The organism is Flavobacterium undicola, from assembly GCF_009909155.2.
GTDB lineage: Bacteria > Bacteroidota > Bacteroidia > Flavobacteriales > Flavobacteriaceae > Flavobacterium > Flavobacterium undicola.
In genome coordinates, this window is record NZ_JAAAPM020000034.1 from 17,768 (window position 1) to 34,596 (window position 16,829).

General features: G+C 31.2%; 16 protein-coding genes. 11 read left to right on the top strand and 5 right to left on the bottom strand.

Annotation, left to right across the window (positions count from 1 at the left end; genetic code table 11):
- The first annotated feature begins 1 nt into the window (after position 1).
- From GTZ96_RS15725 to GTZ96_RS15765, 9 genes are all read left to right on the top strand, one after another.
- Positions 2-1,819 (top strand): ATP-dependent nuclease, encoded by a 1,818-nt coding sequence (locus tag GTZ96_RS15725; protein WP_161644862.1) that lies wholly within the window; start codon positions 2-4, stop codon positions 1,817-1,819.
- Positions 1,806-3,917 carry a UvrD-helicase domain-containing protein gene (locus tag GTZ96_RS15730; protein ID WP_181033216.1) on the top strand — a complete coding sequence of 704 codons (2,112 nt, stop codon included), beginning with the start codon at positions 1,806-1,808 and terminating at the stop codon, positions 3,915-3,917. Before GTZ96_RS15725 ends, GTZ96_RS15730 begins: the two co-directional genes overlap by 14 nt.
- A complete protein-coding gene (locus GTZ96_RS15735; protein ID WP_161644864.1) occupies positions 3,914-4,387 on the top strand; it encodes a hypothetical protein in 474 nt (157 codons plus the stop codon). The genes GTZ96_RS15730 and GTZ96_RS15735 overlap by 4 nt, the downstream gene beginning before the upstream one ends.
- Positions 4,387-5,205, top strand: coding sequence for a hypothetical protein (locus GTZ96_RS15740; RefSeq protein WP_161644865.1), 819 nt, complete (start codon positions 4,387-4,389; stop codon positions 5,203-5,205). The genes GTZ96_RS15735 and GTZ96_RS15740 overlap by 1 nt, the downstream gene beginning before the upstream one ends.
- Before the next feature lie 3 nt (positions 5,206-5,208).
- Entirely contained in the window at positions 5,209-6,144 is a 936-nt protein-coding gene (locus GTZ96_RS15745) for a hypothetical protein (protein ID WP_161644866.1), read from the top strand.
- 8 nt (positions 6,145-6,152) lie between these two features.
- Positions 6,153-8,456, top strand: a complete 2,304-nt coding sequence (locus tag GTZ96_RS15750; RefSeq protein ID WP_161644867.1) for a caspase family protein — start codon at positions 6,153-6,155, stop codon at positions 8,454-8,456.
- Between the two features lie 47 nt (positions 8,457-8,503).
- On the top strand, positions 8,504-8,956 hold the full coding sequence (locus tag GTZ96_RS15755; RefSeq protein WP_161644868.1) for a hypothetical protein: 453 nt from the start codon (positions 8,504-8,506) through the stop codon (positions 8,954-8,956).
- A 30-nt stretch (positions 8,957-8,986) separates the two neighbouring features.
- Complete coding sequence (locus GTZ96_RS15760) at positions 8,987-9,310, top strand: helix-turn-helix domain-containing protein (RefSeq protein ID WP_161644869.1); 324 nt, start codon at positions 8,987-8,989, stop codon at positions 9,308-9,310.
- 1,349 nt (positions 9,311-10,659) lie between these two features.
- Positions 10,660-11,085, top strand: coding sequence for a DUF6943 family protein (locus GTZ96_RS15765; protein WP_161644870.1), 426 nt, complete (start codon positions 10,660-10,662; stop codon positions 11,083-11,085).
- Positions 11,086-11,639: 554 nt separating this feature from the next.
- On the opposite strand, the gene GTZ96_RS15770 is transcribed toward GTZ96_RS15765, so the two are convergent.
- Genes GTZ96_RS15770 through GTZ96_RS15780 form a run of 3 tightly spaced genes read right to left on the bottom strand, consistent with a single transcriptional unit; the run spans position 11,640 to position 13,021 of the window.
- Positions 11,640-11,855, bottom strand: a complete 216-nt coding sequence (locus GTZ96_RS15770) for a hypothetical protein (RefSeq protein ID WP_161644872.1) — start codon at positions 11,853-11,855, stop codon at positions 11,640-11,642.
- 12 nt (positions 11,856-11,867) lie between these two features.
- Complete coding sequence (locus GTZ96_RS15775) at positions 11,868-12,263, bottom strand: DUF5675 family protein (protein ID WP_161644873.1); 396 nt, start codon at positions 12,261-12,263, stop codon at positions 11,868-11,870.
- The gene (locus tag GTZ96_RS15780; RefSeq protein ID WP_161644874.1) at positions 12,263-13,021 is read right to left on the bottom strand and encodes a hypothetical protein; all 759 of its coding nucleotides are present in this window, start codon (positions 13,019-13,021) and stop codon (positions 12,263-12,265) included. Before GTZ96_RS15780 ends, GTZ96_RS15775 begins: the two co-directional genes overlap by 1 nt.
- Positions 13,022-13,301: 280 nt before the next feature.
- Here GTZ96_RS15780 and GTZ96_RS15785 point away from each other — a divergent pair, with 280 nt between their 5' ends.
- Both GTZ96_RS15785 and GTZ96_RS15790 read left to right on the top strand, forming a co-directional pair.
- Positions 13,302-13,505, top strand: coding sequence for a hypothetical protein (locus GTZ96_RS15785; RefSeq protein WP_161644875.1), 204 nt, complete (start codon positions 13,302-13,304; stop codon positions 13,503-13,505).
- A 528-nt stretch (positions 13,506-14,033) separates the two neighbouring features.
- Positions 14,034-15,344: a site-specific integrase gene (locus tag GTZ96_RS15790; RefSeq protein WP_161644876.1), complete on the top strand. Its 1,311-nt coding sequence runs from the start codon at positions 14,034-14,036 to the stop codon at positions 15,342-15,344.
- A gap of 41 nt (positions 15,345-15,385) precedes the next feature.
- On the opposite strand, the gene GTZ96_RS15795 is transcribed toward GTZ96_RS15790, so the two are convergent.
- Together GTZ96_RS15795 and GTZ96_RS15800 are read right to left on the bottom strand one after the other, a co-directional pair.
- Positions 15,386-15,703: a hypothetical protein gene (locus GTZ96_RS15795; RefSeq protein ID WP_235973016.1), complete on the bottom strand. Its 318-nt coding sequence runs from the start codon at positions 15,701-15,703 to the stop codon at positions 15,386-15,388.
- Positions 15,687-15,965: a DNA-binding protein gene (locus GTZ96_RS15800; protein WP_161644877.1), complete on the bottom strand. Its 279-nt coding sequence runs from the start codon at positions 15,963-15,965 to the stop codon at positions 15,687-15,689. The genes GTZ96_RS15795 and GTZ96_RS15800 overlap by 17 nt, the downstream gene beginning before the upstream one ends.
- Positions 15,966-16,829 lie beyond the last annotated feature (864 nt).

The following is a 16,829-nucleotide window of genomic DNA, read 5'->3' on the forward strand; positions in this document are numbered from 1 at the left end:
AATGTATATATCAGAATTAAAACTTTGGAATTTTAGAAAATATGGAAAAAGTTCTTCGGATTTAAACAGAAATCCAGATTTAACAGTTCCTTTAAATAAAGGACTTAATGTATTAATTGGAGAAAATGATTCTGGTAAATCTACAATTTTAGATGCGATAAAATTAGTACTCAAAACTCATGCATATGAATGGATAAAGGTTGAGGATACTGATTTTTATACAGGAACTGATAAGTTGAAAATTGAAATCCATTTTTCTGGTATTTCTAATGATGAGGGGAAACATTTTATTGAATGGTCTGGGTGGGCAGAAGAAGAAATAGAAAAAGATGACAAATTAATCAAGGAATTACGCCCTAAACTTATTTTAATCTATCAAGCCGAAATTAGAGAGAATAGAATTATCCCATCAGATATTAAAGCTGGTATGGATGGAGTTGGTCATTTACTTAACGCAGAAGCAAGAGAATACTTAAAATGCACATATCTAAAGGCTTTACGAGACGCTGATAGTGAATTAGCTTCAAAGAAGAACTCAAGGCTTTCTGAAATATTACAAAAGCACGAATTATTCATTAAACAAAAAGGTCAAGTCCATGAGTTCGAAACTGATTTTAAAGGTATAAATGATAAAATTGAAAATCATTTCAATGGAGCAAATGAGGATAAAAGATACAATAAACAAATTAAACTAAGAATAGATGAATATTTAGAAAAATTCATCGACGACAAAACAATTTCTCTTTTCTCTTTGGGTAAGCCTGAGATTAAGAACATACTGGAAAAACTTAGTCTAGGTATAGTTGATAAAAGTAATCCTGGTCTAGGAACAATGAACCGCCTTTTTATGGCAGCAGAGTTATTACATCTTAAACGTGAATGGAATGGTTTGAAATTATGTATGATCGAAGAACTTGAAGCGCATCTTCATCCACAAGCACAGATGAAAATTATTGAAGCTTTAAATGATGAGGCAAATAATGGAATTCAATTTATCTTAACAACACATAGCCCAAATATTGCGTCAAAAGTTCACTTAAAATCTTTAATAATATGTAAAGATGACAATGTGTTTCCTTTGGCTGAAACTTCTACTAAACTTGAAAAAGAAAATTATACTTATTTAGAGCGTTTTTTAGATGTTACCAAATCAAACCTGTTTTTTGCTAGAGGAGTAATTATAGTTGAGGGTTGGTCTGAAGAAATTCTAATACCTGCATTAGCAAGAAAAATGGGTTATGATTTAACTGCAAAAGAAGTTTCAATCGTGAATGTTGCCTCTACAGCTTATTTACACTTTGCAAAAATATTCTTGAGAAATGATAACAAAGAAATGAAAGTTCCGGTAGCAATTGTTACTGATTTAGATAACAAACCTGATGAAAAAGGAATTTTCAAAACTATCGATGACGAAGATAAAAGAGTAAAGACAAAGAATGAGAATTTAATTAAACTAAAAGAAGAACTAGAAAAAACAAATATTACTTTAGAATTAGCCAAAGAATGGACGCTAGAATGGTGTCTATTCAAATCATCAACGCTATCCGAACTTTTCAAAGAAGCAGTATGTTCTGTTCACTCTGGAACTAACGAATTCAAAAAAGAAACTTCGGGATCATTTAAAGCTGAATTCCAAGATAAATTAATTTCAAAATTAAAAAAAGAAGACTATACTAGCGGAATCGAAAAAGTAAAAATTGCTTCTGAGTTAGCTAGTAAAATAGATAAAAAAGCAGGTTTAAGTATAAACGAGAATGACGAATATTTAAAATATCTAATTGACGCTATCAAACACGCTTGTAGTTATGGTACAAATTAAAGATGAACATATTAAGCAAGCACAAGATATTTTTATAGATGGAAATAGTTTTGATGATATAGAAAGAATTCCTTTTATTAAGAACCTTGAGACTTCCGATTTATTAGCCGTTCCCGGAAGCGGTAAGACAACTGCTTTAATGGCCAAGTTATATTGTATTACACAAAACATGCCTTTTGAAGATGGCTCTGGTATTCTAGTATTAGCACATACCAACCAAGCTGTAGAAGAAATCGAAAAAAAACTTAAAAAACATTGTCCACGTCTTTTCGAATATCCCAACTTTATTGGAACCATACAAAGTTTTACAAACCGCTTTTTAGCCAATCAAGCATGTTTTGAAAACTATGGTTCATACATAAGAAAAAATGATGATGAAATGTATGAGAATGAAGTTAATAAATTCTATTATTCACTTACATGGTCAAAAAAAGGAGTAGAGCCGAAAAACTTAATTAATAAATTATTTGGCTTAGTGAATACAGGAAAAACAGTCGATTTTGAAAATGGCCGAAAAAACATTCACGATTTCCTAAAAAAGTTTGAATATAATATTGTTGAAAGGAAAATAACATATAATGGACAAACAAAATTAAAAAACAACACAGCTAATCAAGCTTACTATGATGAACTGGAAAACTGGAAGAAAGAGCTCTATAAATCTGGTTTGTTAAATTACAAAGATTCGTTTAATCTAGGCGCTTGGATTTTAAACCAAAAACCAATTATTAAAACAATTCTCCAAGAAAGATTCAAGTATGTTTTTATAGATGAAATGCAGGATTTAGAGAAATTTCAAATTGATCTCATTGACACTATATTCATTTCAGATAATTCAAAAACAATAATTCAAAGAATAGGAGACATTAACCAATCAATTTACAATTCAGGCAAAAGCATTAAAGATAATTGTGATTGGGTTCCACGAAATCAAATTTATTTAACTGGTTCCAATCGTTTAACAGAGGAAGTAGCAAACTTTGTTAATTACTATACCTTAGACCCGCAACCGGATGAAGATGGGAACAAGAGATTTGTTGTGAAAGGACTAGCCAAAATAGACAACCCGATTCAACCACATCTAATTATTTTCAATAAAAGCTCAAAAGATAAACTTCAAGGTAAATTTGAACAACTTATTAAGGATTATAATCTTTACGAAACTTCGAGTGGAAAAAAGCATGGCTTTCATATAATCAGCTGGAGTACAGAATGGATCAATGAAGAACAAAATGCTGACAATGAAAAAATCCGGCTTAAAGATATTTTTCCCAACTACTCAAGAGAATCAAAGCAAAAGAAAGAAGATTTTAATTGTTTAAGGAAACATTTGCAATTATTCGATAGTGATAAAAAAACGTTGGAAGGAGTTCGAAAATCTATTCTAAATGCATTAATAAGAATCTTGAGAGAAGAAAAAATTTATAAAAATGTAGAATCTAATATTTATTTTAGAAAAAGAGATTTAATCGATTTCATCAAAAGCTTGGGTAATGAAAAATATGAGGATTTTAAACTTAAACTGTTCAACTGGTGCTTTAAAATAATAGCAAAAAAAGAATACGAAGAAGTTTATACTCAAATCAAAGAATATGTTGGAAATGAATTTATAAATTACAATTGGCATAACGATGAGATTAATGTTCCTAGAAAAATAGATAAATCGACAGGGTTTTTAAATGGCAGTTTTATATATCTACCAGTTGAAGAAGATGAAAATGAAGTTATTGAAAATAATGAAATTAAAATAAAAACATCATCTGTTCATGCTGTAAAAGGGCAAACTCATTGTGCAACGATGTATATCGAATCATCCTATTTTAATTATGAAACTGAAAAAGTAAAAGTTGTTTCCAAAAAGGCGACTACAACCAAAGCCGAACAAGTATTACCTAATCCATTATTTAATGAATATCATTCCTACCGTGTAGGCAAAGATTCTAGAGCAAAAGAAGCGCTAAAAATGATGTATGTAGGATTTTCCAGACCAACCCATTTATTATGTTTTGCAGCTTTAGAAGAAAATGTAAAAGATGATATTGAGAAATATAAAACTGCAGGATGGTTAGTTATTGATGATTTAATTAATGGTAAATGATAGAAAAATTCTGTAGCCGTCTTCCAAGAGAAATCTCAAACCCAATGTATAATGAATACTATAATAGGTTAAGAGAAATCAATTATATTCTTGAAAACAGAGATGCATATAAACATCTCATACAATATAAAAAAACAATTGAACTAATCCTATCATTATCAATATTCTATAAAAGAGTTATTGCTAATATGGATGCTGCCACCAAGTTTGCAGGAACGGTATTCAACAATAGCCCAGCTATTGCAATAAAAATAGGTACGTATGATTTGACCAATAGTGAAAAAAACAGAATAATTGCTATCGTAATAAATTACAACTCACTGATCGAAAAATACAGCTTAACACACGACATGCTTGCTACAACCGAAACCAAAGATTTGATAAAGAAAATAAAAGATTTGAAGTGGCAATTAGATAACAATGAGAATAAAGACATTAAGAATAATGATGAGAACGATACTACTGAGTAATGGCAAATCCTTTTAAAAAAGTTGAAGATTTTGAAAACGAAATAAATGATTTCTTAAAAAGGAATAAAACCTTTATTTCAAATCAAGGAAAACGAATAAGCGACTACTTCGAAATGAGTTGCTACAATTATATTGTTAGATATTATCAAAATCAAGGCTTTACATTAGAAGTAAAAAACCTCATCGCTAAAAAATTCAAATACAAGCTCTCTCCAAGTGGTTATCCCGAGAATTTTTCATTTTTTGAAATACGATTGAAAAACGTTTTTGAATTAGAAATAAAGGAAATTTGTTTCGAAATACATCACAACCTAACAGTACAATCAGGGCACCAAGACGACATTTATCTTACGCCTGATATTTCTGTAATAAATAAGAATGCCATCATTTCTGATAAAGATCATTATCTTGTTGAGAACTCAACAAAAAAATTCTGTTACGTTGAAAACAGCAACCTCCAAACTTTTTGTGAGGTTAAAAACTTTAATCCCTTTCCGGAACTTTTATTTAATTTTATAGGATTATACAATGAACTAAAAAAAGAGGTTCTTGACAAAGAACTTCAAAGAGAATTTCCTCTCCATTTAGCACCGTCACTGATGATATCGGGGAAAGGAAATGTGCATTCCGAAAGAATTAAAAAAAGTTTAGAAGCAAGATATAAAATTAACTTACTCTATGATTTGTTTGAACATGGTTTAAGAAGTTTCTCAATTTATAATTCTAAATATTTAAAACAGATAGGATCATTAAATCCAAAAACATTTGATGCAATAGTTATTCCTCAAGAGATTGAAGAAGATGATTTACCATTTTAAACTATGAATAAACAAGAATATTTTAAACTAAGCCTTGAGCAAAACTTACCCAATAGATGCCCAATATTAGGATATTGCGATAGGCATTCTTGGACTTTATATTTCTTCTCAAAATATGATGAAGTCGATTATGATAGAGATTTTATTAAAACCTTACAAAAGGAAGGAGCAATTACATCAGACTATGAAAATAAAAGGATAAAACTAAGAGCTGAAGAACCATCTATTTTACGAGGTCCAAAATACGGACATTTCTCTAATATGTGTCCAGAAGTCAATCTCTTTGATAATGACAATAGCTTTAGTAAATTTAGAGGTATTGCATGCACAGATGGAACTTGGGATTTCGAAACAAACCCCAATAATAAATTCGAAATACTCGAAACGAAACATTTTTCAGAATGTCTAGAGTTTTCAAAGCAGCAATACCTCAATAATGCAATCAAAACAGAAGAAGACTTCATTAGTAAAGAGTTTGAAGAAATTTCAATCGACGAATTAGGTTTTGACAATGATTTAAATGATGTTTTGAATTTAAGATTAAAAGAAGTTAAATCATGCTTTACAGCAAATGCTCCTTTATCAATAATTGTGATTTGTGGAAGCATATTGGAAGGCATATTATTAGGTGTTGCATTGCAAAGTCCTAAACTTTTTAATCAATCGAAAAAAGCACCAAAAGACGAAGAAAGTAAGATAAAGCAATTCCGTTATTGGTCACTAAATGATTTGATTGAAGTAGCGTATGAAATAAAAATATTAGATGAGAACGTAAAAAAATTCAGTCATAATCTTAGAGATTTCAGAAACTATATCCATCCACACGAACAATTAGGCAAGAAATTCAATCCAAATATGCAAACCGCCAAAATAAGTTGGAATGTTTTAAAACTTGCCATGGAACAGATTGTAAGTAATCAGCATAAACTTAAATCATAAAATTTGATATGTCCTTACCTAAAAATATACTTTTTACTATAGCAATTGACAAATACCAATCTGATGTTTGGCCAAATCTAGCCAACGCAGTTCTTGATGCAAAAAAAGTTAGTCAAATTCTAACTGAAAAATATTCTTTTGAAGTTTATCATGGCTCATTAACTAACCATCAAGCTACTAGAGATAATATATATTCAGCTTTTATTTCTTTAAAACAGTTTATTGATCCTTCTGACAACTTGATTATTCTCTTTACAGGACATGGTCAAATGAATCTACAAACATATCGAGGGTATTGGGTTCCAATGGACGGAACAAGAAATCCAAGCACCTTAATTGAAAATGCTGTTATCAAAGATTTTATTGAAGACATTGATGCAAAACATATTTGGTTAATTTCTGACTCTTGTTTTTCAGGAACATTTTTAACAAGAACAAGAGGTATAATCGAAGAGAAAGAATATACAAAATTGACATTCAATAAATCAAGATGGATGTTAGCATCTGGTAGCGAAGAAAGAGTATCTGATGGTCAGCCTGGTCAGCATAGCCCATTCGCTAAATATTTGATTCGCTTTTTAGAAAACAATACTAATGCATTTTGTTCAGTAAATGAAATCATTAAGTATGTAACTACATTAACCAACAATAACTCAAAACAAACTTCTAGAGGGGCATTCATTGATAACATTGGACATGAAGATGGGGAAATGGTATTAAAACTCAATGAAAAATTTATTATTCAAAATATAAATACAACAAGAGGTATTCCAAATACGCCTAGTTTAAAATTAGAAATAAAGAACACGGATGACAATGAGAATAAACTATCCACAGGAAAAGAGATATTATTAATAAAATCATTCATTAAAGATTATGATTTTATGATAATCGAGAACTTTAGATTTGAGGACGACGGCAAAAAGAAAATAAAATTTAAAGAAAACAAAGTGCTATTTCAAGGTGTAAAAAAAGAAGATGACTTTATTTTAGTACAAAGATTTGCTACTTGGATTGGATTGAAAAGATATTTCGACAATAATCAAGAAGCTTTTAAAGCTAAATCAATAGTAGCAATAAATGCAGTTAAAGAAATTGAGAACGTTGAAGACACTGCTTATGCATTAGCACAAGCTGAATATTTAAAAGAGTTATTAGAATTCAATAAAGACCCAATGTCATGCTTACATTGTGGCGAGAAAATTAGCACTAATGATTGTTTTTTTATTGAAATTGATGAATTAGAACTAAAAGACAAAGTAGGTAATGTACATAAAGACTGTCTAAGACCTGCTGATAGGATAATAGGAGAATCTGGTTATAAAGATTTAAAAAAATCCAATCTGCTAAATTTTGATTACAGCAAATGGGCTGACTTACTTTTAAAAGGGCAAGGACAGATTAGAGCAATTAAAAAAAAGTTCCCAAACAATATCATTCCATTACCCGTAATAAGTTGGAATCCCTTAAATAACATCAATACTGGCAAATATTGTATAAGACAATATTATGAAGACGGTAGTTATTCGTTTATGATGCTCGGTAAAAACATCCATAGATTTAGCAAAGAAGAAATTAATGTTGAAGTTGAAAAATTTAATAAGCAAATTAAGAAATTCAAAGAACAGGGAGATCCTATCTGTATGATTGTTGAAACAAAAATGAACGGTTCATATAAATTATTAAATAAACTAAAACTACCAGAGCAAACTATCGTTAATGCTTCTCACTTTGAAAAAGCTACATATAGTATTCAGTTAGAAGAAAACCAAACCGATATCAATAATGATTATACACCTATTGGTTTGGTCTGTTTTCCGGAAACAGATGATTTAGTTAAAATAGGCAATCATGTTTTACTAATAACCAATCCATTAGAGTTTGATATACATTATCAAAATTGGAGTGAAATAGTTCAAAATTTAAAGGGGTGTAAAATAAAAATCCTCGAATCTGATTTTGAATTAGATGCCTACCTACAACATTTTTATAGAGAGAATTTAATTCCAGTAATTGATCCTATTTTTGATAAAAAGACAAACTCATTAATTTCAGGATATGAGATTCGAAGTATGGAAAGCATTATTTCTAAAGCAAATAACAAACCTAAATATTGGAAAAAAGGTGACAAAGTAAAAATTGTTTTCCCTAATGTAGTAACTGATAAATATGCCACAGGAATACTGTTAACAGATGAATTCATAGATGAAAATGGTGAATCTTTTGCCGTTTTTCAACCTATTGAAAATGGAAAAAAATTAAAAGATTTGCAATATGCTATACCCACTAGATTATTTCAAAAAATTAAATAATAAGCAAAATATTCCAATTTCCACTTTATAATCCAAATTCAGCTTATATGAAAGAAAGTCAAATAAAAGATGCTATCCTTAAATACTGCTTGAAAGAACGTGCAGATGATAATTTTACCATAGCAACTGAAGTGATTAAAGATGTATTTCCAGAAATGACCAATCAAGAAATACTATACTATATTTCAGAAATAGGAAAACATCCCGATATTATAATTGACTATTTTGATCACAACGAAACTTATCTAATACAAGTTGATATTACAACCAAGAAATTTATTGAAAAAGGAGGTTTTTCAAAAATAGAGGAAAAGAAAATTAAGAAAGAAAAATTTGAAATAAAATTAGCAGAATCAAATTTAGCAGCTAATAAATTGAACAAGAAAATTGCAAAACAAAATCTTAAGAATGAGAAAAACAATAAAATTACAACGTGGATTAATATTCTAATCGGAATAATAAATATTGGTTTATTGATTTGGCAAGTATTAAAAGCTTAATAAAACTATTACTCTAATTTTATAGTAAAAATGGAAAATCCTTTTGAACTTATTTTAGAAAGACTGGATAGAATTGAAAAAGCTATCCAGAAACTTGACATACGAGAAGAACCTAAAGCTCTTGTAAAAGAATTGCAGAATCTGGAACAATTATCATCATACTTGAAAGTCAGCAAATCAGCAATCTATAAACTAACATCAACAAAAGAAATTCCGCATTATAAAAATGGTCACAAACTTTATTTCAAAAAATCAGAAATCGATGAATGGATATTTTCCAAAAGAATAAAAACACAAGATGATATAAAAAAAGAAGCCATGGAATACCTTCTAAAAAAATCAAGAAAATCTTAATTTCCAATACGCTATTGATTATAAAAAATGTATGATTTCATTCGGTGATAAAAAGACATTTTACATTTCATAAGCCACTCCTTTGCCAACGCTCTAAAAGTTTTTGTACGCCCTAAAACGTCTTTATTTAAAAAGAAATTTTAGGTAAGGGCAACAAAAACTTTCCCCAAGCTGTGTTACATAATTGAGTATTATAGTTCATCACAAAGCGTTAATATTGTTTTTTGGTTTTTGTAACGAAGCTATAATATCATTTATGTAAAACAGCCCCTCACCCAACGCGCTAGCCAGTGGCTCCAGGACAACTTTTTTTATTGCTCCCTCGCACCTGCCAGCAATAAAAAAACCGTCCTTCACCACTGGCTAAAACAACATTCGCCATTTCATAGGAAGCTTTACGGAACTAAATGTTCACAAGAACTTTCACGGTCACTGTTTTTAGCAACTTTGCATTTAAATCGGTAGTGTTTGCATTGCTTTTATGAGTAAAAAAATGGCTTTAACCTGTAGTTGATATGCCTATGGATAAAGCCATTTTTCTACCCATAAAACCAAAAAAGCCAGCAAGAGTGTAGTTCTTTTATTTACCAGAAACTATCGAAGTAATTGTTTTCACGATGGCCAAGATGCCATAACACTTCCAAACAACTTTTTCTGTAAACTGTAAACTGAATACTGCAACCTAAATCTTGGCATCAAGCCATCATAAAAACAATCAGATACACCCTAGTAAGCAAATAAAAAACCACACACTTGCCTGCGCTACTGCCTCATCGCACTAGGAATTATCTTTTCATTGTTTTTGTAAGTATTGAAAATCACTTTACAACGTTTACCGTAATCTGAAAAATTTCCAAAAAGCGATTTTCAATACACACAAAATCAAGTCCAGGAAAGAGTATAAATTTTCAAATCAGAAAAATAATCGGAATGGATTTTACATTTCTTTTTTCTGTTTTAAAAATCCATACCCTTTCTGAAGAACTCCCATCTTCCGAATCAACTTTTTTAGATCTCATTTCATAAGAAGTCTATCGGTCACGAGAAAAATAAAAAAATAAATAAAAAGAAAGTAAAGGTAAGTTCCGGTTTCAAGAAAATCAAGTTCAAGCCCTACGGGTTTTCAATAAAATCTCCACCCTACATTTTCGCTCGCATCAACATTTGACAAGAATCAAAATTCCAATTCCGAACAACTTTATCGTAAAAAGCCGGGTAGTATTTTTTTGAAAAAACTTGCTTTTCTTGAAACCTCCACTTAATAGACGACTTTCTTTTTTTTCCTTTTTTCTTTTAAAAAATTATATGTGTGCAGAGCGTAGCGAAGTACACCTCTAAAATCCGAAAGTATGCCAAATTTTATCATCAAAACCCACCAAAAAGATACCGTTTATACAAAACCCCATTTATTCATACTGAACAAAGGAATGAACAGCGGAAAGCCACAAAAAGAGCCATTTACAAACAGTTTTGTTATCATTTTCTCAAACGAGGAAGATTGTGAGAATATTTATTTTGTCGTTTATAGTTTATGGCAAACTAAATTTTGGCATCAATTTTTAGTTGGTTCGGTTAATCCATTTTTGCGTCTTCCAGATTTCACAAAAGAATTCAATCCTAAAGCTAGTTTAATGATGCTGGAACACGAAGAGCATCAAAAAAATGTGACAGCTCTCAAACTTTTGGAGAAAAAAGAAAAACAATTTCACGAAAATATTAATTTGATTAATGATTTAAAAAAAGCTATTTTGTATCGTTATTGTAATAAAAAATAACCCAGCAAAGCTGGGATATTTGTTTAGTGGACAGTCAGGAATCGAACCTGAGAAGTTAACTGCAATATGTTCGTCCCTAATTCAATATCGATTAGACTTTTCTACTTTTGGTCTGTCCGCGTTAACTCCAATCCACCTTTTCAAAAAAATTCCAATGCCTTTCATATCTTCTAGATTTTTAATATAGTTGTAAACTGTTATTCCACCAAGTGCAAACTGGAAAAATGTTGCAGGAGGACATCTAAAAAGAATAACCGATAATAAACTAAGTATTACTAATATTCATAAATAGTTATTTCAAATATAATCATAAAATAAAAAAAGTCAAGTCTATTCAGACCTGACTTTCATTTTGTCTAATCCAAAGGTCACCACAACTAGAATTAGACTATTTTTTGTGCTTCTTGATGAAAATTTTGAGTACCAAAGATATTGTAAAACTGACAATCGCCCCAAGTGTGGCAAGAATTATAGTTTTCAGTACATCTTCCGAATGTAAGTTCGGTAAAACACTCAAAAATGTACCGCCAGCGGTACCAATTACAGTCGAATTACTATGTTCCATCGGCTTTTTCGGTTGTCAATTGGCTAACTGCAGAAACGACACCTCCAGCAACCGCCAAATAACCTGCTATCGAAGTAACAATAACTGGCAAAGCCACTGGTGCGGTCAAAATTGTTCCGCCAATGGCGACCAATGCCAAACCCACATTTCGAAGCACTTTGAAAAATTTTGGAGTTGGAGCTTTTGCTCTTTTTATTGCATTCATAAATTAATAAATTTAAAATTGAACAATCAATTCAACGCTTTCGCCTTTATCTAAAGCTTTATAAACAAATTCTTTTAATTTGGCAAAAGCTTTTCGAGACATTAGACCTAAACCTGGTCCTGAAAGTTTAGTTACTGGAGCAATACAACCATTCAATTCTTGCAAAGCATTATTGGCTGGATGAAATAGAATTAAACTTCTATTTTTTACATTAAATATTTCCAAATGCCATTGAAATTTCTTGCTGTATCGCTTTTTTATAAAATATTTCCCTTCCGGAATGCAGGAAACTTTCGTTTCGTTATTTTTCCAAGGCAATTCAATCGTATTACAGATGAATTTACCCTCACATTCGAGTTTACCGTTCGTTCCTTCAGGGAAATAAGTTCTAGTTATCGAGAAAACCATTATACACCGCTATCCACTTTAACAATCGATAATGGATTGTATGAGCCATTTTTCAATGGATACATTTGACCATTTACTTCTTGATAAAACTCCAATCCCAAAGCCAAAAACAATGGTTTTGTACTAGCTGGTGTAACAGGATTAGAATGATTAATAGCAACCGATGGATTGATATCCCATGGCAAAATAGCCGATTCTGAATTAGAAACAACGAAAGTTTCTGCTTCAAAATCAATTTCAGTCCCTGCAGAAATGATTTTATAATGCGTCGAACCACTTGGTGCCGAAATCATATTCAATGGAACAAATGAAGCTAAATCGACAGTAATATCTCCAGTCACTCGGTTAATTGTTGCCACAAATGGAGCAAACAAAGTTGTTCCCAGTTTCCCACGAATATTAAATTCAAATCCTGCTAAAAGTTCAGCTTCACCATCAATTACATTTCGTAATCCCCTAACGCTGGTTGTATCAGCTTGAATAACTTTAATCATTTGTTGAGTTAATCGACTAACCATTCTGCTGTCCGCAGAATTTATTAAAACAGCTCTTAAAGCCGTTCTTAAAACCTTTCCGGCTTTTCCCGCTCTCCCAAACTCAGAGCCATTCTCTCGCGTTCTTTGAAACGCAGGATCGCTCGCAATTCTGCTCGCATCTATTCCGCCTTTTTCACGTGCCAAATGCCCGTCTTTTGTTTTGTAAAAAGTAATATCTCCGATAGTACCTTTCAATTTAATTATGCCTTTCTGTCTTGCCATAATTTCTAAAATTTAAGTTTAAAACTCACTAACTACTCCTTCATTCCGAATACTCGTTGCAACTAAATCTCGAATGATTATGGGCAAAGTTTCTATCATTTAAAACTAATTTCAAAAAGTGAATGTCAATAATGGTACTAAAGAGTATATAATTACCTGTTTTAATCACTTATTCATAAAGTGATTTCCATAACTTTGTCGAGAATCGAAGCCAATTGATTGTATGTTGAGGTTACTCAAAGGCGTACCAAAGGCATAGATAGTGTATTAAAATATAGTAATGGTAGGAAGTAACACTAGGGTATGTATTTATCCAAAAGATGTACAACGTATTACAGGTAAAACATATAGGCAGGCAAGATTGTATTTGAAAAAGGTAAAAGACAACCTCAACAAAGAGCCTCATCAATTAATTTCGATTGAAGAATTTTGCGCCTTTTCAGGACTACAAATTGAACACGTTTTACCTTGTATTATTGGATAAGCTTTGATGCTTCTACGAAGCTCTAAAACGGTTCTTTATCCATTAAAAACTAGTTCATTAAGCAGTTCAAAGAATAGTCTAAAGTATTGTATTATATGGGAATATTGATTATATTTACATGAAATATTATTTAACGTTCTTTATTGGTTTTTACTAGTGACCTATTTAATGACCTATCGAAACATATTACAGCTAAACCCTTATAAACACTAGCATAAAAAGAGAGATACAAATCCCTCTTTCTCCGCTGAAGGCTAAAAAAGAGACTTTTCAAAGTTTTCAAAAAAGCCTATAAAAAGCGGTAAACCCTGCAAATCAAACGATTTGCAGGGTTTTTTCTTTTATACCACTTTTCAATATTTATAAAATCACGCAAAATCTTTATGGCACATTCGTGGCACAGCTTGAGATTTTAAAATTGTGCCACAAAATTTCATCTTAAGTCCCGTTATCAGAGGGGTTAAGCAGGTTTACATCTTGTCTAAATTAAGTTATAATTCTACATTTACTAATATAATAAGTTGAATTATGCTAGAGAAAAGCTTTGGGCTAATTTTCTTTTTGAAAGTACCCCGCCATGAAAGTAACATTAGGACCGTTTATTTCAGGATTACCGTTGATGGTATCCCAAAAGAAGCATCAACCAGACGCCAGTGGGACATTGAGCGCTGGAATCAGAAAACTGAGAGAGCAGTAGGAACAAAAGAAGATGCAAAATCGCTGAATTTTTTCCTGGATTCACTCACTACGAAAATCCATGAAATCAAAACAGAAATTATGTATACAGGAAAACCCATAACCTCCCAAAAGATTATGGATCATGTTATGGGAAGAATAACACCCAGAGCTCGGGTGCTGGAAGAATTTCAAAAACACAATGATGAAATGAAAGCCCTAATTGGTAACGGATATACAGAAGCCACACTGGAGAGATTCAATATCACTAAAAACCACGTTACAGCTTTCATTAAATTAAAATATAATGCCAGTGATTTTGAATTTGCTGATTTAAATTTTGAATTTATAAAAGATTTTGAGTTCTATCTCCGTACAGTAAGGAAATGCTCAAATAATACCACACTTAAATACATTTCCAACTTCAAAAAAATTGTAATACGAGCCATCGATAAAGAAATCATTATCAAAGATCCATTTAAGAGTTTTAAAGGAAAGAAAACTAAAATTGTAAAGAAGCCTATTTCTGCAAAAGAATTAGCTGAACTTGAGAGACATCAATTTTCAACAGACAGACTCAATACTGTGCGTGATATTTTTGTTTTCCAATGCTATACAGGACTTGCTTACATTGACGCTTTTCAGCTTCAGAGAGCCGACATAAAAGATGGTGTTGACGGAAATCAATGGATTTTATATGAAAGACAGAAAACAAATTCTACGGCAAGAATTCCGCTTCTTCCAAAGGCTATCAAAATTCTTGAAAAATATAAAGATCATCCCTTATGCCTTAAGCGCGGAACAGTACTGCCTGTTTCTTCTAATCAGAAAATGAATGAATACCTTAAAGAAATTGCTGAATTATGCGGTTTTCCCTTCACGCTCAATACGCATATGGCACGCAGAACATTTGGAAGTACAGTAACATTAAATAATAACGTCCCTATTAATGTTGTAAAGGAAATGCTAGGGCATTCATCAGTGAAACAGACGGAAGCTTACGCTATCACAGAACAAGCTACTATAGGTCGGGAAATGGCACTTCTGAATAAAAAACTAAAGCTTGAAAAAACTGAAATATCACAGGAAGATTTAACTACACTGAACCGATTGGAGAATGAAATAGAATTAATTAAAGAGAAATATAATATTTCATCCTTCTAGACATACAACTAATAAAATTTAACACTAAAAAAGGAAAGAGGTTATCTTATAGATAACCTCTTTTGATTTAATTCAACTTCACTTCTATAACCTGGGTGGTAGGAAGGTTTATACTTAATATACCCCAACTCCTGAAGCTGTTTAAAATATTTATGATAAGTTGGAATTGTATTAATATGTGACAATAACATAATCTTATGTCGGCTGACTCTAATCCTATGTCTCTCCTTCTGCCTATATCCCAAACTTAAAATTGCTGTTAAAATAGCCAAATGCCAAACATTTAGCTGCGGATCATCCATATAAATGGATAATTGATCTATTATTTGGTCTTCTGTTTTACTATTTGTTTGATTCATCTTTAAAAAGTTTTAGCAGATCTTTTTTATTGTAGTAATAGGAACCAAGAACTTTTTTAAATCGGACTTTCTGTGTCATCCTTAAATTCTGTACTGAACCTGCAGAAATATCCAGAAGCTTTCTCACTGCCTTACTTTTCAGCCATTCAAGCTCTAATGTTTCGGTTTTATCATTATTATTTTCTTGAATAATAGTTCGCATACTATCAATTAATAATATACCAAACTGTCTTAAATCTTCTTTAGTTACAATCTTCCCCATAACACTATCTATTGTTTTTATTTTTTATTTTTTAGGAACAATAGCTTTTTTATCAGCCATTCATACAGCTAATGTAATAGAGTAACAAATAAATAATCGATCTGGTGTTCTGAATGGAGTTTTTTGGCTTTAATTGACTCCTAGTATAATGTATATCCAGCATATAAACTCAAATCCTCAAAGCACATTTATTCATCCGCTACCCTACTTCATAAAAAAGCTTAATCGGATATCTAATAAAAAAATCTTGATAAATCCAAATCTTCTCCCAAACTCTATTTTTCAAGATCCTTTTACATGGCTTCCATAGCCAAACATTTAGAAAAATATTAGACACTTAATTTTTTTTAAGAATTCTATTGCATTAGTTCATGTTTTCAAATCACATTGAACCATTTACTCAATGCCTTTTTAATCACTTCCACTGTTTTTTATTCAAGAGCCAGTATGCTGTTTTGTCCCATTTCAAGAGCAAAGGTATTCTAGTGTTCTTAACACAGGAACAAGGTCATGCCCTACGGGTTTGTCAAAAAATCTCCACCCATTCGGGTCGTATTTCTTTGACAAAACCTTGCTCCTGCTAAACACTAACCTTTTATGCTCCTGAAACGAAACAAAGCATACTCCGGCTCTTTAGACGAATAAAAAAAATGTCAATAATGGAAAACAACAGCATTAGAAATGGTAATAGAGTGAAACGAAACAGCTCCTCCTCTCATTGCCGAATAAATAAAATAAATTGAGTTAGTCATTTAGTTTCTGTATTTTTATGTCTTTAAAAACAGTCGTTATGGAAGTATTTGAAGGACAAAGCATACTAAACTTTATAAAAGAATTGCCAAATGATGAAGCTTGCAAAGCTTA

Bases quoted from the DNA above. Each gene is read 5' to 3' on its own strand.
- GTZ96_RS15750 (WP_161644867.1), top strand. From the start codon at position 6,153: ATGTCCTTACCTAAAAATATACTTTTTACTATAGCAATTGACAAATAC.
- GTZ96_RS15800 (WP_161644877.1), bottom strand. From the start codon at position 15,965: ATGGGGAAGATTGTAACTAAAGAAGATTTAAGACAGTTTGGTATATTA.
- GTZ96_RS15755 (WP_161644868.1), top strand. From the start codon at position 8,504: ATGAAAGAAAGTCAAATAAAAGATGCTATCCTTAAATACTGCTTGAAA.
- GTZ96_RS15735 (WP_161644864.1), top strand. From the start codon at position 3,914: ATGATAGAAAAATTCTGTAGCCGTCTTCCAAGAGAAATCTCAAACCCA.
- GTZ96_RS15790 (WP_161644876.1), top strand. From the start codon at position 14,034: ATGCTAGAGAAAAGCTTTGGGCTAATTTTCTTTTTGAAAGTACCCCGC.
- GTZ96_RS15740 (WP_161644865.1), top strand. From the start codon at position 4,387: ATGGCAAATCCTTTTAAAAAAGTTGAAGATTTTGAAAACGAAATAAAT.
- GTZ96_RS15730 (WP_181033216.1), top strand. From the start codon at position 1,806: ATGGTACAAATTAAAGATGAACATATTAAGCAAGCACAAGATATTTTT.
- GTZ96_RS15725 (WP_161644862.1), top strand. From the start codon at position 2: ATGTATATATCAGAATTAAAACTTTGGAATTTTAGAAAATATGGAAAA.
- GTZ96_RS15760 (WP_161644869.1), top strand. From the start codon at position 8,987: ATGGAAAATCCTTTTGAACTTATTTTAGAAAGACTGGATAGAATTGAA.
- GTZ96_RS15765 (WP_161644870.1), top strand. From the start codon at position 10,660: ATGCCAAATTTTATCATCAAAACCCACCAAAAAGATACCGTTTATACA.
- GTZ96_RS15795 (WP_235973016.1), bottom strand. From the start codon at position 15,703: ATGAATCAAACAAATAGTAAAACAGAAGACCAAATAATAGATCAATTA.
- GTZ96_RS15780 (WP_161644874.1), bottom strand. From the start codon at position 13,021: ATGGCAAGACAGAAAGGCATAATTAAATTGAAAGGTACTATCGGAGAT.
- GTZ96_RS15770 (WP_161644872.1), bottom strand. From the start codon at position 11,855: ATGAATGCAATAAAAAGAGCAAAAGCTCCAACTCCAAAATTTTTCAAA.
- GTZ96_RS15745 (WP_161644866.1), top strand. From the start codon at position 5,209: ATGAATAAACAAGAATATTTTAAACTAAGCCTTGAGCAAAACTTACCC.
- GTZ96_RS15775 (WP_161644873.1), bottom strand. From the start codon at position 12,263: ATGGTTTTCTCGATAACTAGAACTTATTTCCCTGAAGGAACGAACGGT.
- GTZ96_RS15785 (WP_161644875.1), top strand. From the start codon at position 13,302: ATGGTAGGAAGTAACACTAGGGTATGTATTTATCCAAAAGATGTACAA.